Below are 14,629 nucleotides of genomic sequence, written 5' to 3'. Positions count from 1 at the left end.
CGAGGAGCCATTCACCCAACACGGCCTCCGCGTTAACATCGGCAGCGATGATATGGATGAGTACCTTGTCCCAGAACTGCTGGAGCACAATGACCCGAGCAAACTGCCGCGCACCCGATATGCTACACGAAGGGAAGAGAATCTCGGTCTGATGTCGCCCCTCAAAGGCCGAGGACGACCATGTACCAATGAGGATGCACTTCCCATCACGCAACGGTCTCCCACTACCAGGCTCTCCAGCACCAGCATTAGGAGATCACCATGAAAAATAAATGAAATTCTCCAAGGGTCAGGCCCCAAAAGATCAACCAAGAAAAGGACCCCAAGACCGCTGTCCCTCCCCGAACACTGAATATCGTATCTCGCCTTCCATTGATGAGGACGCTATGACAGAAAGTGAATTAGATCCAAACCCGCAGAATGAACAAACATTGCTGGAAGGCTTGCATTGGGAAAGTGGAGATGCAGAAATCAGGATCAGCTATTCCAACATCAATCAATTGATTGACCTGGAGCTATTCATGAGCACCAGTCGCTCCCTGCCGAATGCGTCGCTAACTCTCTGTGACCGGTTTGATGGCAAGATCGGTATTGTGGATTTAGTGGGAAATCATTCAGGCGTTCCGATACATAGCCAGAACTATGGAACCTTACTCGTCAATCTTGCCATACAAACCATCCACTTTTTCTATGGCTTGGATACCACCTCTCCAGAGAAGCATCAGGTACGCATTTTTGGGCGAATCAGTCACAATGATGCGCCAACACAAGAGCCGGGAAGAACCCGAGACATCAACATGAGGATCAATTTCTGGCAACGCTTTGGTTTTCGCGTGGACAACCCAGAGTCAATCGGGCCCAAAATATGGGCGACATTAGATCAACTGAGCCAACTAGACCGAGGTGTTACCCCGGCTGGCATCCCCACCACCCTGTGCTTATCCAATTTCTCCCTTATCAAGCCGTGATGGCTCGGTAGACGCGTGTCGGAAAATAAGCGATGAAAGTCCGCTCAATAGCTTTATTCAGCGTGATCAACTTGCTTAAATAGTAGGCATCGAGTGACCGACTGACACTTACGACCACACCTGTGTTCACCTCAATTTCCGCAAGGCATAGTGTGTCCAGCACCAGAATCTTGAATTCGTCGTTCATCACTTCTTCAGTCTGATGAACCCCTGCACCCAGAATATTCCAGCATTCCACCCTATCACTCATCTCCCTAGAGGATAGAAATTTGCTGATCTGTGGGTGGATTGGCACACTGCCCATGACATCGATTACCCTTTCATCACTGGGAACGATATCAAGCTCAACATGCTGCATATTGGAACCAAGCAGGTGTTGTTGGGCTCGACGAATCCAGGGAATATATTCGTCAAATGGCTCCGCAAACCCGCTGGGACGAATGTTGAACAATTGTGATGTTGACATGCTCCTTCTCCCTTATCGCCATTTCACTGGATCCACTGAGATTTTGGTGCCATGCCGAGCAGCATCCCGCTCAAGGATCTCAACATCCGAAGTGCGGTGATAACGGGAACACCTGATATCGTGAACACGTTTACCCCGACGTGAGTCAATCCCACCCTACAGAGCATCAAGCTGCTCAGTAGACTCAAGGGTATGGTTTGGTGCCTTGGGGAAAAGTCAGCAGGCATGGGTCGACTCCCACGAGTGGATCCAGCCTTGAGGTGTACCGAGGGTCAGCTTGGCGGACGATAGAGAATGTTAACTGGTTTGAAAGGGGTTTAGCCTAATACTGGGTTTCTATACCTGCTAACCTCGATCTCTGATAACCGATGGTGCCATAATCTAGATATCCTTTTCTCTGGCTATCGCGCAAACACCACCGTGCGCTTGGCAAGCAGGAATGCCCGTCGCTCGACGTGATACCCCACGGCCCGCGCCAGCGTCAGGCATTCGATATCGCGGCCCTTGGCGACGAGGTCCTCGGGGTAGTCAGCATGACTGACCGGCTCGACCCCTTGGGTGATGATCGGGCCTTCGTCGAGATCGTCGTTGATGTAGTGAGCGGTGGCGCCGACCAGTTTGACGCCCTTGTCGTAGGCCTGGTGGTAAGGCTTGGCGCCCTTGAAGCCAGGCAACAGCGAGTGGTGGATATTAATCGCCCGACCGGCGAGTTTCTCGCACATCTCACTGGATAGCACCTGCATGTAACGCGCCAGGATCACCAGTTCGGCACCGGTCTCCTCGATCACTTCCCACACCTTGGCCTCCTGCTCGGCCTTGGTATCCGGGGTGATCGGGAAGTGGTAATACGGCAGGTCGTGCCAGATCGCCAGTGGTTCGAGGTCCGGGTGATTGGATACCACAGCACGAATCTCGATCGGCAACTGACCGATGCGATAGCGATACAACAGGTCGTTCAAGCAATGATCGGCCTTGGAGACCATAATCACCACCGGCATCCGCGTGCCCGGCGGGATCAACTCGAAGGTCATGTCGAATTCCGCTGCTCGTGGGGCGAAGGCGTTGCGGAAGACCTCACCGTCGAAGTCATCGTCTAGTGGCCGGAACTCGGCGCGGATGAAGAAGCGCTCCCCGAGACGATCATCGAAGGAGTGCTGTTCGGTGATGTAACAGCGCTGCTCCTTCAGGAAACGAGTGACCACGTCCACAGTGCCCAGACGGCTGGGACACTGGGCAGCAATGATCCAGGTATCGGAAGGGGGACTCATGATAGACGCCTCCTTATGTGGCAAAAGGCCGGGGCATGCCCCGGCCTGACACTCACTTTGCGACGCCGATGCCGTATTCCTCGCCGGCATCCAGCAACCAGCGATAACAATAGTCGGCGAAGCTGCGACGCACCACCAGTTCCCAGCAATCCTCCGTCGGACGACGAATGATGACGGTGGCCTTGGCGAAAACCGTAGTCACGCCCTTGCCAACTGGGAAGTGGCTGGGGTGGACGTCATAGACCACCGATTTCATCAGCACTTCGCGGGCCTTCTCACCGGACAGCTCCAGTACGGTCTGGCCGCCGCCGACATTGACGATGCTGTAATGGGCATCGCCGAGACGCGCACGCAGGCGATTCTCTAGCTCGAACTCCTCACCGCCGGGGACGATGATCAGCCACTCATCGGGCGACAGCCACTGCACCGAGCGTTCGCCGCTGGCATCGAGAACCAGCCCCTGGGGCTGACCGGGCAGGTTGATCCCCAGTTCCTCGCGCAGTGCCTCGTCGAGGACGATGGCACCGCCACGCAGGATCAAGTGACCGAGCAGCGGTCGCTCACGCACTACAAGCCCCTTCCTTCCGTGAGAGTTTGGTTTCGGGGCCTTTGAGCGCTGATAGGAATAAGCCAGTGGTGACTCGATCGCCACCGTTGCTTCAGGGCGTGTATCGAAGGTTCTAACGTTTTGGGCAACCGAATTAGGCATGCAGGCGCTCTCCCTCGGAATCGTAGAAGACATTACTAACGATTTTGGCCTCGTGAACTTGTCCATCCGCCATGGGCAGATAGACGGTCTCGCCCATCTTGTGATGGCCGCCCTTGACCACCGCCAGGGCGATGCCGTGTCCAAGAATGGCGCTGTAATAGCTGGAGGTCACATGGCCGACCATCGGCATGGGAATCGCATGACTCGGATCGAAGACGATCTGCGCGCCCTCTTCCAGGACCACCTTGGGATCCTTGGGCTTGAGCCCGACCAGTTGCTTGCGGTCGCTGCGCTTGGTGTCGGGACGCGTCAGTGCGCGCTTGCCGATCCATGAGAACGGCTTGTCATAACCGACTGCCCACTGCATGCCCAGGTCTTCCGGGGTCACCGAACCGTCGGTGTCCTGGCCGGCGATAATCAGTCCTTTCTCGGCACGCAGCACGTGCATGGTCTCGGTGCCATAGGGCGTCAGGTGGTATTTCTCGCCGTGCTGGAAGAGCATCTTCCACACGTGCATGGCGTAATTGGCCTGGACGTTAATCTCATAGGCCAGCTCGCCGGTGAAAGAGATACGGAAGACTCGCGCCGGCACCCCAGCGACCTTCCCTTCGCGCCAGTCCATAAACTTGAACTGGTCCTTGTCCAGGTTGATGTCGGTGACTTCCGACAACAGCTTCCTGGCATCCGGCCCGGTCACGGTCATGGTCGCCCAGTGGTCGGTGACCGAGGTGAAGTAGACCTCGAGCTCCGGCCACTCGGTCTGATGCCACAGTTCCAGCCACTCCATGACTCCGGCCGCGCCACCCGTGGTGGTAGTCATCAAGAAATGATTGTCACCCAGACAACTGGTGGTGCCATCGTCCATCAGCATGCCGTCGTCCTTGCACATCAGCCCGTAGCGCACTCGACCAGCAGCCAGTTTGGCCCACTTGTTGGTGTAGACACGTCCCAGGAACTCACGGGCGTCCGGCCCCTGGATATCGATCTTGCCCAACGTCGAGGCGTCCAGAATCCCCACCCTCTGACGAACAGCCAGACACTCACGCGCCACGGCCTCGTGCATGGTCTCGACCTTGCCGTTGACGCTGCGCGGGTAGTACCAGGGACGCTTCCACTGACCAACGTCCTCGAACTCAGCGCCGTTTTCCACGTGCCACTGATGCAGGGCGGTGTAGCGTTCGGGGTCGAACAGCTCGCGGCAGTGACGACCGACAATGGCACCGAAGGTCACCGGGGTATAGTTGGGACGGAACACCGTGGTACCCACTTCGGGAATCGTCCGTCCCAGGCAGCGCGCGGCGATGGCCATGCCGTTGATGTTGCCGAGCTTACCCTGATCGGTACCGAAACCCATCGCCGTATAACGCTTGACGTGCTCGATCGACTCGAAGCCTTCACGGGTGGCGAGTTCGATGCCCGCCGCGGTGACGTCGTTCTGCAGGTCGACGAACTGCTTGGGCGCCCGCAGCGTCGGCTTCTCGTGGGGCACCTGATAGAGCGCACAGGCCTCGCCGTCGTCGCGCGCGGCGACCTGGGGCAGGCGCACCTCAGCCGCCTTGCAGTCGACTTCCTCGGCAGCGTGGGCACCGGCGGCAACCCCATCGGCCAGCACCTCGGCAGTGGCATAGACACCGTGGGCACCCCCGGCGGCGACAACGCCCTTTACCAGGTTCGGCACAAAGCCGAGCAGGTCGTCACGCCAGGTGGGCCGGCTGCCAGTATGCGAGGCCAGATGGATGACCGGGCTGTAGCCGCCGGAGCTGGCGGTCACGTCGCCAACTATGCGGAAGCCCTCGGCGTCGATCTTGGCCACCCGGGCGCCACTGACACGATTATCGCCCTTGGCCTCGATCACCGCGCTGCCGGTGATAATGCGGATACTCTTGGCGCGGGCCTGCTCGACCAGCTCGCCGGTTGGGTTGGCTCGGGCGTCGGCGATGGCCACCACCTCGCGACCGCTCTCCGCCCAGTCCAGAGCAGCGCGATAGGCGTGATCGTTGCTGATGGAAAGCACCAGCTTCTTGCCCGGCACCACCCCGTAGCGACGGATATAGGTAGAGACCGCGCCGGCCAGTAGGTTGCCCGGCACGTCATTGTTGCCGTAGACCAGCGGCCGCTCGTGGGCGCCGGTGGCCAGCACCACCCGCCCGGCCCGGGTGCATGCGCGCCCGCACCTGGCGACGGCCGTTCTTGAGCGGTGCGGTGTCCGCCAGGTGCTCGGTGCGCCGCTCGTGCAGGGTCACGAAGTTGTGGTCGTGATAGCCGTTGGCGGTGGTGCGCGGCAGCAGCGTCACGTTGTCCATGTCGGCCAGCGCCTGGAGCGCCTCGGCCACCCACTGCTCCGCCGGCTGGTCGTCGAGCAGCTCGCGGGAATCGAGTAGCGAGCCGCCCATCTCCTCTTGCTCATCGGCGACGATCACTCGTGCACCAGAGCGAGCGGCAGCCAACGCCGCGGCCAACCCCGCAGGGCCGGCACCGATCACCAGCACGTCGCAGTGCTGGTTCATGTGATCGTAGATGTCCGGATCGGGCTCGGTGGGGCTACGTCCCAGGCCGGCACTCTTGCGGATGTACTTCTCGTAGGTCATCCACATCGAGGCCGGGGCCATGAAGGTCTTGTAGTAGAAGCCCGGCGGCATGAACTTGCCACCCAGCTTGCCGATCACGCTCATCAGGTCGCGCTGGACGTTGGGCCAACCGTTGGTGCTGCGGGCCTCCAGGCCGTCATACAGGGCCTGCTGAGTGGCACGCACGTTGGGCACCTGGCCGGCCTCGCACTTGCCGAGCTGGACCACCGCATTGGGCTCCTCGGCGCCAGCGGCGACGATGCCGCGCGGCCGCGAGTACTTGAAGCTGCGGTTGACGATGTCGACGCCGTTGGCGAGCAGCGCCGAGGCCAGGGTATCCCCGGCATGGCCCTGATAGGGCTTGCCGTTGAAGGTGAAGCTCAGCTTGCGGGAACGGTCGATGCGCCCCCCACGGGTGAGACGATTGGGCTGGCTCATGCGCGGACTCCTTCACGAAGCGATGCCTGGTCGGCGGCATCCTGGGCGGGTCGGCCGTCGGAATATTCGGCGGTGATCGACGGCTGCTCGCCCATTTTGTAGGTCTCGAGGATCTCGTAGGTCACGGTGTTGCGGGTGACGTTGAAGAACTTGCGGCAGCCCACGGCGTGCACCCACAACTCGTGGTGAATACCGCGGGGGTTGTCGCGGAAGAACAGGTAGTCGCCCCACTCCTCGTCGCTGCACGCCGCCGGATCCTCGGGTCTTGCGATATGCGCCTGGCCCTTGGGATGAAATTCTTCTTCCTCGCGGTGTTCGCCGCAGTAGGGGCAATGAATATAGAACATGTCGACTCTCCTCTGCGGTAGATCAGTGTGCCACGCCAGCGGCACCGTGCTCGTCGACCAGCGCGCCGGTATTGAAGCGATCGATGGAGAACGGCGCGGCAATCGGGTGCATCTCACCCTTGGCCAGGCTGGCGGCGAACACGTGTCCCGAGCCCGGGGTGGCCTTGAAGCCGCCGGTGCCCCAGCCGCAGTTGAAGAACAGGCCCTTCACCTTGGTCTTGGAGAGGATCGGGCAGGCGTCCGGACAGGTGTCGACGATACCGCCCCACTGTCGGTTCATGCGCACCCGCGAGAAGATCGGGAACATCTCGACGATCGCCTGCAGGGTGTGCTCCACGGTGGAGTAGCTGCCGCGCTGACCGTAGCCGTTGTAGCCGTCGATACCGGCGCCGATCACCAAGTCGCCCTTGTCGGACTGACTGATATAGCCGTGCACATGGTTGGACATCACCACGGTGTCGAGCACCGGCTTGAGCGGCTCGGAGACCAGCGCCTGCAGCGGATGCGACTCCAGCGGCAGCTTGATGCCGGCCATCTTGGCCAGCACGCCGGAGTTGCCGGCGGCCACGCAGCCGATGGTCTTGGCCTCGACATCACCAAGGTTGGTGTGTACCCCGTAAGCGCGGCCATCGCGAATCTTGAAGCCAGTGACTTCGGTCTGCTGGAGGATGTCGACGCCGTGGGCATCGGCGGCACGGGCAAAGCCCCACGCCACGGCATCATGGCGCGCCACGCCGGCACGCGACTGCCAGGAGGCGCCCAAGATCGGGTAGCGGGCGTTCTTGGAGGTGTCGATGACCGGCACCAGTTCCTTGATCCGCTCCGGGGTGATCACCTCACTGTCGATGCCGTTGAGGCGGTTGGCGTTGACCCGGCGTTGGATGTCGCGCATGTCCTGCAGGGTGTGCCCCAGGTTCATCACCCCGCGCTGGGAGAACATGACATTGTAGTTGAGATCCTGGGACAGGCCTTCCCACAGCTTCATGGAGTGCTCGTAGAGCGCCGCCGCCTCGTCCCATAAATAGTTGGAACGTACGATGGTGGTGTTACGTGCGGTGTTACCACCCCCCAGCCAACCTTTCTCGATCACGGCGACGTTCTTGATCCCGTGCTCCTTGGCCAGGTAGTAGGCGGTGGCCAGGCCATGGCCGCCGCCGCCGACGATGATCACATCGTAGGCCTTCTTGGGCGTGGGGTTGCGCCACTGGCGCTGCCAGTTCTCGTGGTGGCTCAGCGCATGCTTGACCAGCCCGAATCCTGAATAACGTTGCATAATGATTCTCCTGACGGATGGATTCAGGCGATGGTTGTCTCGCGCTCATCGGCGGTCGCCTGCTCGGCGTCGCCATACACCGGGTAACGCCCGCACAGCTCGGCTACCTTCTCGCGCACCTCGGCCTCCACGGCACTGGTGCTGCCCTGCTCGGCCAGCACATCGAGAATGTCGCAAATCCAGCCCGCGAGTTGCTCGCAGTCGTCCTCGTTGAAGCCTCGGGTGGTCACCGCTGGGGTGCCGATGCGCAACCCTGAGGTCACGAAGGGGCTCTGCGGATCATTGGGCACGGTGTTCTTGTTGACGGTGATATGCGCCCGGCCCAGTGCTGCGTCCGCATCCTTGCCGGTCACGCCCTGGCGAATCAGCGAGACCAGGAACAGGTGGTCATCGGTACCGCCGGAAACCACGTCGAAACCGCGTGCGACGAACACCTGGGCCATGGCCTTGGCATTGGCAATCACCTGGGTCTGGTAGCGCACGAAGTCCTGGCTCATGGCCTCCTTGAAGGCTACCGCCTTGGCGGCGATCACGTGCATCAGCGGGCCGCCCTGCTGACCTGGGAAGACTGCGCCATTGAGCTTCTTGTACAGTGCCTCATCGCCACTCGCGGAGAGGATCAGGCCGCCGCGCGGGCCGCGCAGGGTCTTGTGGGTGGTGGTGGTCACCACGTGCGCGTGCGGCAGCGGGCTGGGGTACAGATCGGCCGCCACCAGGCCGGCCACATGGGCCATGTCGACCAGCAGCCAGGCACCCACGGCGTCGGCGATGCTGCGGAAGCGGCGCCAGTCAACTACCCGGGCATAGGCCGAGAAGCCGGCAATGATCAGCTTGGGCTTGTGGCTTGGCTGCGCGCCAGGCGCTCGACCTCTTCGTAGTCGATCTCGCCGGTCGCGGGATTCAGCCCGTACTGCACGGCGTGATAGTGCTTGCCGGAGAAGTTGGGTGCCGCGCCATGGGTCAGGTGACCGCCATGCGCCAGGCTCATGCCCAGCACGGTGTCACCCGGGCTAACCAGCGCCATGAACACCGCGGCATTGGCCTGGGCGCCAGAGTGCGGCTGGACGTTGGCGTAGTCGGCACTGAACAGGTCGCAGGCACGTTCGATGGCCAGGGCCTCGACCTTGTCGACGAACTCACAGCCGCCGTAGTAGCGCTTGCCCGGATAGCCCTCGGCATACTTGTTGGTCAGTTGGGTGCCCTGCGCTTCCATGACGGCGCGGCTGGCATAGTTCTCGGAGGCGATCAATTCGATGTGCGCCTCCTGACGTTCCATCTCTTCCTCGATGGCGACAACGACCTGGGGATCAAAGTCATTAAGGCGTGCATTAGTCATAGGTAGCTCCTTATTGTTCGATAAGAGTGCAAGAGCCTCATCGAAGAAGTTATAGGTCTCTACAGAGCAGGACTAATTTGAAATGCTTATGCGGCAATAAGTTGAAAAGCATAAAAACAAAAGCGAGCCCCGAGAGCTCGCTCTTGCTGAAAGCGATAACTTCAGTTCTTGCCGACGGTATTCAGATAGTCCACACAACGGTCCACGGACTCGACATCCCCGAACTTGGCATCGATATCGAACAGGTTCCAGGCCACGGCTCCCGGCACCCGGTCGCCGATGCACTCCTTGACCGCGATGGGACGGAAACCGTCGGCGATGCCGTCACAGATGGTCTGGCGCACACAGGCGCAGGCCGTGACACCGGTCACGAGAATCGTGTCGACGTTATTGGCACGCAGGATGCCCGCGAGTTCGGTGCCATGGAAGGACGAGGCCCGCTTCTTCAGAAGCGTATATTCACCCTTGATCGGGGCGATGCGCGAATCAATAGCCCAGAGATCTTCATTGGCAAGATCGACAGCATCGACGGGAATCTTGTTGTGCCACAGTCCCATATCGGTGAACGGAGCATTGCGATCGGTGATCTCATAGGCCGTCGTTACATGGATAACCGGCAGGTTCGCTGCGCGGAACGCCTTGAGGAGCTTCTGCATACCGGGAATGATTTCATTATCCATCTTTTCCTGGTCGCAGGTGAAGGGATTGCCCGGACGCGTCCAGGCATTGGCGAGGTCAACGCTCACCAGCGCCGGTTTCTTGCCGAAGCCGACACGGCGCTGGAATCCGCGTTCCTGATAAAGCTTGGTGGATTCTTCGAAAGCCTGCTCCAGCATACTCATGAGATCTTGTGACATTTTCTTGATCCTTATCAGAAAGCAATTATTTGATGTAACGCAGTGGACGTCATCGCGTTTAGTACGAACTTTGCCTAGCGGCATCATCAAGGCTAGCCTTGCTGACTCATAACAACAAATTCATTTTTTTTGAGGAATGATGCATTTTTGAGCATTAATAAAAGTGCCATATCAGCTTCGTCCTTGCGATGCATCACACATAAAAATGACACGCACACCGGCACAGCAAGCCCTGCATTTTTCGTATAGGCAGAGGGTGTACCCATTGTTACAGGTTCAACTAGCTGATAAGACCTTTTGGTCAAAGGAACAAATGTGAGTGATCACACAGAAAGCCATGTCAGAACCCGACTCCGGCAAAGCTATCGTCAAATACAAAGGCTGGCCACTCGTAGGCCAGCCAGATAATCACGTCACAACTCAATAAAAGGAGGGTAGCCAGGTCACGAACCAGGGAAATGCGGTATAAACCAACACGGCTGCCAGAATAATCAACCAATAAGGTAGCGATGCCCAGGCGGCCTCCGTAACATCGACTTCGTTCTTGGTAATCGACGTCAGCACGAAGAGATTCAGACCGACGGGAGGAGTTATCATACCGACTTCCATGAGCAGGGTCACAATGACACCGAACCAGATCGGGTCGAATCCCAGACTTGTCACCATTGGAAACGTAATGGGCAATGTCATCAGCAATAACGAGATGCCATCGAAAAAACAGCCAAGAACGATGTACACCAGGACGATCATCAAGAGGATCCCGTAACGGTTGAATCCAAGCTCTGCAATGGCAGCCACCGCCTCCCTCGGTAGTCCAAGCAGGCTGACCGCCTGCGACAGGATTGCCGTTCCCAGCATGATCATGGCAATGGCACTGAACATGATGGTGCCATTGATAAACGCCGACCATAGCTTGGAGAGTGTCAGGTTGCCCCAGACGAATCCCAGGACGATACTGGCAGTAACGCCAAGGGAAGCCGCTTCAGTAGGTGTCGCGACTCCCATGTAAATAGTTCCCAGCACGAAGAAAATGAGTATAGGCAGTGGCCAAACTTGCAGCAGTCCCTTGAATACAGCTCCCCAGTCCATATCTTCCTTGTCTTCAGGGGTAACGCTCTCTCCTACCTTTGCTCTCACCATGATCCATACAAAGAAGGCGCCGGAAATCATGATGCCCGGGATGATACCCGCCAAGAACAGCTTACCGATGGAGACATTCTGAGTCGCCCCATAGATGATCAAGGCCAGGCTTGGGGGAATAAGAAGGCCTAGGGTCCCCCCTGCTGCCAGGGTACCGACCACCATACTGGGTGAGTAGCCACGGCCCCTCAATTCCGGATACCCCACCGAGCCGATGGCTGCGGCGGTAGCGGAACTCGAGCCACTGACAGCACTGAAGAGTGTACACACGGCAATGTTTGTGTGTAGCAGTTTTCCCGGGATCCGCCGGAACAAGGGCGTCAGTCCATTGTACACCTTGGTCGATACCCCGCTTGATAACAGGATATCGCCGAGAAAAATGAACAGTGGCACTGCCGTGAGGGAAAAGCCGGTCAACAGGTTCCAGGCCGAATTAATAGCCAGTGACGTGGCACCACCACCTTGGAAGTGCAACAGGATAAAGCCGACCAGCCCAAGCGCAGCTCCCAGCACTGCACCGCTACTCAATAGGGACAGCAGCCCTGTGCTCAGAATTGCCCAACTCATGACTTTTCCTCCACAACGAGGCGGTTTACTTCATCCGCCCCTCGAAACAGACAAGCGTGTTTTATCTTGACGACAACACACATGACAAAACTGAGTGGCATAAGTATCATCCAGGGCCAAAGCAAGATTCCGCTAATATCGGAGCGAGACGATATGAGTCGAGAAAAATTCATGAACCCCCATGACTCATAGATAAACACCAATGAAAATATGATCATGACCATACTGGCAAAGACTCCCACCGGATTCTTGATTCGCGAGGGAAGTTTTTTAACCACCAAGTCAATCTTTATGTGCCGGTCGATGTTCAATACATGTGGAATAGTCAGGAACGTTATTGATAAGAACAATAGCCCAGCTAGTTCATTGGAAAAATGAACAGGACTGTTAAATAGGTATCTCATCAACGTGCTGACAAAGACTAGCGCTGTCATGAAGATGCCTGACACCACACCAGCCAAAAACATCCAGTAAACAAGTTTGTCTATTATCTTGTATGCTGTTTTCATCGCCGCGGCCTCTCGAAGAGCAGGGCCGGCCCAGAACCGGCCCTTCGGTTACTGATTGTTTTCCTGAATCTTATGTGTCACCTCATTGAAAATGGATAGCCCGTCTTCTCCGGCCCGTTTGGCGATGGTTTCCCAGGCCTGGAAGGCCGCAGACTGGAATTGCTCAACATCACTGTCGGAAAAGGGCTCCAGCATGGTAATTCCCAAGGATTCCCGGTTCTCTCGCGCTTTCGCCTCGCGTTGGGGATCGACCGCGAGAGCACGCGTTTTCTCCCAGATCTCCTGCCCCGCCTCCTGAAGTGTCTGCTGTTGTTCCTCGGATAACGTTTCCCACGTTTTCATGCTGACACCGAACATGGCGGGAGCCGCTGCCCAGGGATGGATGTATGATTCAAAGTCGGTGACTTCATTGAGTGAAACGGTTTCTGCAACCGTTGAGAGGTAGTAGGCACAGTCCACGACCCCTGTCTGGAGGGCCATGTACATGTCATTCTGAGGGATCACCTGGGCGGAAACCCCCAGACGGGTAAACGTGTCGACCAAATGCGCCGACCATACCCTGACCTTCCTTTCCTTGAGATCTTCGATGGAACTCGCAGGTTGCTTGCAGTGCACCCCCACATCGAACACCGGCGAAACGACACCCCCGATGGTCTTGATACCCCAATCGGCATACTCTTGCGCATAGATGTCACGGATAGTGGGAAGCACTTCGAGATGTTCTTCGGCTTCCTTGATCGCACCCTGTGCGTAGACTGCTGAGAGTTCCGGTGCATCCCGTGAATAGTACTCGCCATAGAGCAACGCCATGTCGACCGCCCCCTGCTGCAGAATTCTCAGCATGTCCGGTTCTTTCAGGCCAAGCGATCCCGCATGGTATACATCAATCTGCAATGCTCCATCGGACATCTTGCTGACAAGCTCGGCAAATTCGTTCACGAAGCCTGCTTCTGGCCGGGATTCCGCATAACCACTATGAAATTTCAGTACCTTGTCAGCCGAATATGCCGTAGCTGTCAGTACTGACAAGGCCAAGGAGGATGAACAGACGATCAAAGCTTTGGAAAACATCACTTTCATGCGATTTCCCCTTTTGCATCATTGTTGTTGGTGGCAATCAAGCTCATTGGTTGCACTTGACTTGTCTCAGCCTATGCCCCATAACTTATACCGTCTAATTCATTTTTCTTCTTGATTGATGTCTATATGAACAACAATATCCGCTTCGATCTCCGCCATCTACGGGCGTTCATCGCCGTCACGGAGACCCTCCACTTCAAGAAAGCGGCGGATGCGTTATGCATCACCCAGCCTGCTTTGAGCCGGTTAATCAAGGGGTTAGAGGATTGTGTCGGTACAGCATTGTTCGAGCGTACGACCCGCCAAGTCGCCTTGTCGCATTCGGGGAAGCTGTTCTTGCAGGAGTGCCAGGAAGCATTGAGACATCTGGAACGCGGCGTGCAATTGGCTCAGCGAGCCTCCAACGGAGACATCGGGCGGATCACCATCGCTTACAATGATTTTTCAATCAATGGCGTTCTCCCTGAAATTCTTGAGTCTTTCAAGGAAGCCTACCCCGATATCATCGTCAATTTGATCTATATGCCCTCTCATAAGCAACATAATGCTGTTTTGGATCACGACATTGATGCCGGTTTCATGATAGGACCAGTATCAATCAAGGGAGTGGAGACTCATCGGGCGGCGGTGGAAAATATTGTTGTGATTTTACCCAAGCGCCATAGGCTAGCTCATAGCTCATTCGTGACGATTGACGACTTGAGACACGAAAAATTCATATTAGGAACAGAAGAGGGATGGAGTGAGTTCCGCTCTCACGTCTTTCGATTGTGCATGAAATCCGGTTTCACTCCAAATATTATTCAGGAGGCCTCCACCAGCAGCGGAATATTCGGCTTGGTAGCTGCCAACATGGGGATATCGTTCTACTCCGATTGCGTCAACAAATTCAAGCGGGACGATCTAGTCTCTGTGCCACTAAAACACCCAGATAATCACATAGAGACTATTGCCGCTTGGAACAGCGCCTTTATCACACCAAGCTTTCAGCTATTTAGAGATATGCTATATCAGCAACTCGATGCATGAGAAATACCGAATCATCATACTCTACATGAACCCAGCAGCCGATCATTAATCGGCTGCTGGGGGACGACCTCGATT

Annotated in this window: 12 protein-coding genes and 2 pseudogenes; 2 read left to right on the top strand and 12 right to left on the bottom strand. The window is 57.3% G+C overall.

Annotation, left to right across the window (positions count from 1 at the left end):
* Nucleotides 1-272: 272 nt before the first annotated feature.
* Nucleotides 273-968: a hypothetical protein gene (locus L861_RS21195; protein WP_144063092.1), complete on the top strand. Its 696-nt coding sequence runs from the start codon at nt 273-275 to the stop codon at nt 966-968.
* Here the strand turns inward: L861_RS21195 and L861_RS21190 are convergent.
* The 12 genes and pseudogenes from L861_RS21190 to L861_RS21140 all read right to left on the bottom strand — a co-directional run bounded on the left by L861_RS21190 (nt 958) and on the right by L861_RS21140 (nt 13,525).
* The gene (locus L861_RS21190; RefSeq protein WP_016418713.1) at nt 958-1,434 is read right to left on the bottom strand and encodes a hypothetical protein; all 477 of its coding nucleotides are present in this window, start codon (nt 1,432-1,434) and stop codon (nt 958-960) included. The genes L861_RS21195 and L861_RS21190 overlap by 11 nt on opposite strands.
* 401 nt (nt 1,435-1,835) lie before the next feature.
* On the bottom strand, nt 1,836-2,702 hold the full coding sequence (purU, locus tag L861_RS21185) for a formyltetrahydrofolate deformylase (protein ID WP_016418712.1): 867 nt from the start codon (nt 2,700-2,702) through the stop codon (nt 1,836-1,838).
* Between the two features lie 52 nt (nt 2,703-2,754).
* Nucleotides 2,755-3,411 (bottom strand): sarcosine oxidase subunit gamma, encoded by a 657-nt coding sequence (locus L861_RS21180; protein ID WP_021029257.1) that lies wholly within the window; start codon nt 3,409-3,411, stop codon nt 2,755-2,757.
* Nucleotides 3,404-6,416, bottom strand: a pseudogene (locus L861_RS21175) (sarcosine oxidase subunit alpha family protein). Before L861_RS21175 ends, L861_RS21180 begins: the two are co-directional and overlap by 8 nt.
* Nucleotides 6,413-6,763 (bottom strand): sarcosine oxidase subunit delta, encoded by a 351-nt coding sequence (locus L861_RS21170; protein WP_016418710.1) that lies wholly within the window; start codon nt 6,761-6,763, stop codon nt 6,413-6,415. Before L861_RS21170 ends, L861_RS21175 begins: the two are co-directional and overlap by 4 nt.
* A gap of 22 nt (nt 6,764-6,785) precedes the next feature.
* Complete coding sequence (locus L861_RS21165) at nt 6,786-8,036, bottom strand: sarcosine oxidase subunit beta family protein (RefSeq protein WP_016418709.1); 1,251 nt, start codon at nt 8,034-8,036, stop codon at nt 6,786-6,788.
* A 23-nt stretch (nt 8,037-8,059) separates the two neighbouring features.
* A pseudogene (gene glyA / locus L861_RS21160) lies at nt 8,060-9,372 on the bottom strand (serine hydroxymethyltransferase).
* Between the two features lie 161 nt (nt 9,373-9,533).
* Complete coding sequence (locus L861_RS21155; protein WP_016418708.1) at nt 9,534-10,229, bottom strand: isochorismatase family protein; 696 nt, start codon at nt 10,227-10,229, stop codon at nt 9,534-9,536.
* Nucleotides 10,230-10,321: 92 nt separating this feature from the next.
* Nucleotides 10,322-10,495 carry a hypothetical protein gene (locus L861_RS24740; RefSeq protein ID WP_154658843.1) on the bottom strand — a complete coding sequence of 58 codons (174 nt, stop codon included), beginning with the start codon at nt 10,493-10,495 and terminating at the stop codon, nt 10,322-10,324.
* A gap of 154 nt (nt 10,496-10,649) precedes the next feature.
* Nucleotides 10,650-11,936 carry a TRAP transporter large permease gene (locus L861_RS21150; RefSeq protein WP_016418707.1) on the bottom strand — a complete coding sequence of 429 codons (1,287 nt, stop codon included), beginning with the start codon at nt 11,934-11,936 and terminating at the stop codon, nt 10,650-10,652.
* Nucleotides 11,933-12,370 (bottom strand): TRAP transporter small permease, encoded by a 438-nt coding sequence (locus tag L861_RS21145; RefSeq protein WP_269078966.1) that lies wholly within the window; start codon nt 12,368-12,370, stop codon nt 11,933-11,935. Before L861_RS21145 ends, L861_RS21150 begins: the two co-directional genes overlap by 4 nt.
* A 123-nt stretch (nt 12,371-12,493) precedes the next feature.
* Nucleotides 12,494-13,525, bottom strand: coding sequence for a TRAP transporter substrate-binding protein (locus L861_RS21140; protein WP_016418705.1), 1,032 nt, complete (start codon nt 13,523-13,525; stop codon nt 12,494-12,496).
* 126 nt (nt 13,526-13,651) lie between these two features.
* Between L861_RS21140 and L861_RS21135 the strand changes: the two genes are divergently transcribed.
* Nucleotides 13,652-14,554 (top strand): LysR family transcriptional regulator, encoded by a 903-nt coding sequence (locus tag L861_RS21135; protein WP_016418704.1) that lies wholly within the window; start codon nt 13,652-13,654, stop codon nt 14,552-14,554.
* Nucleotides 14,555-14,629: the final 75 nt, after the last annotated feature.

It is taken from the genome of Litchfieldella anticariensis FP35 = DSM 16096 (assembly GCF_000409775.1).
Lineage (GTDB): Bacteria > Pseudomonadota > Gammaproteobacteria > Pseudomonadales > Halomonadaceae > Litchfieldella > Litchfieldella anticariensis.
This window is presented reverse-complemented; position numbering and strand designations above follow the sequence as displayed.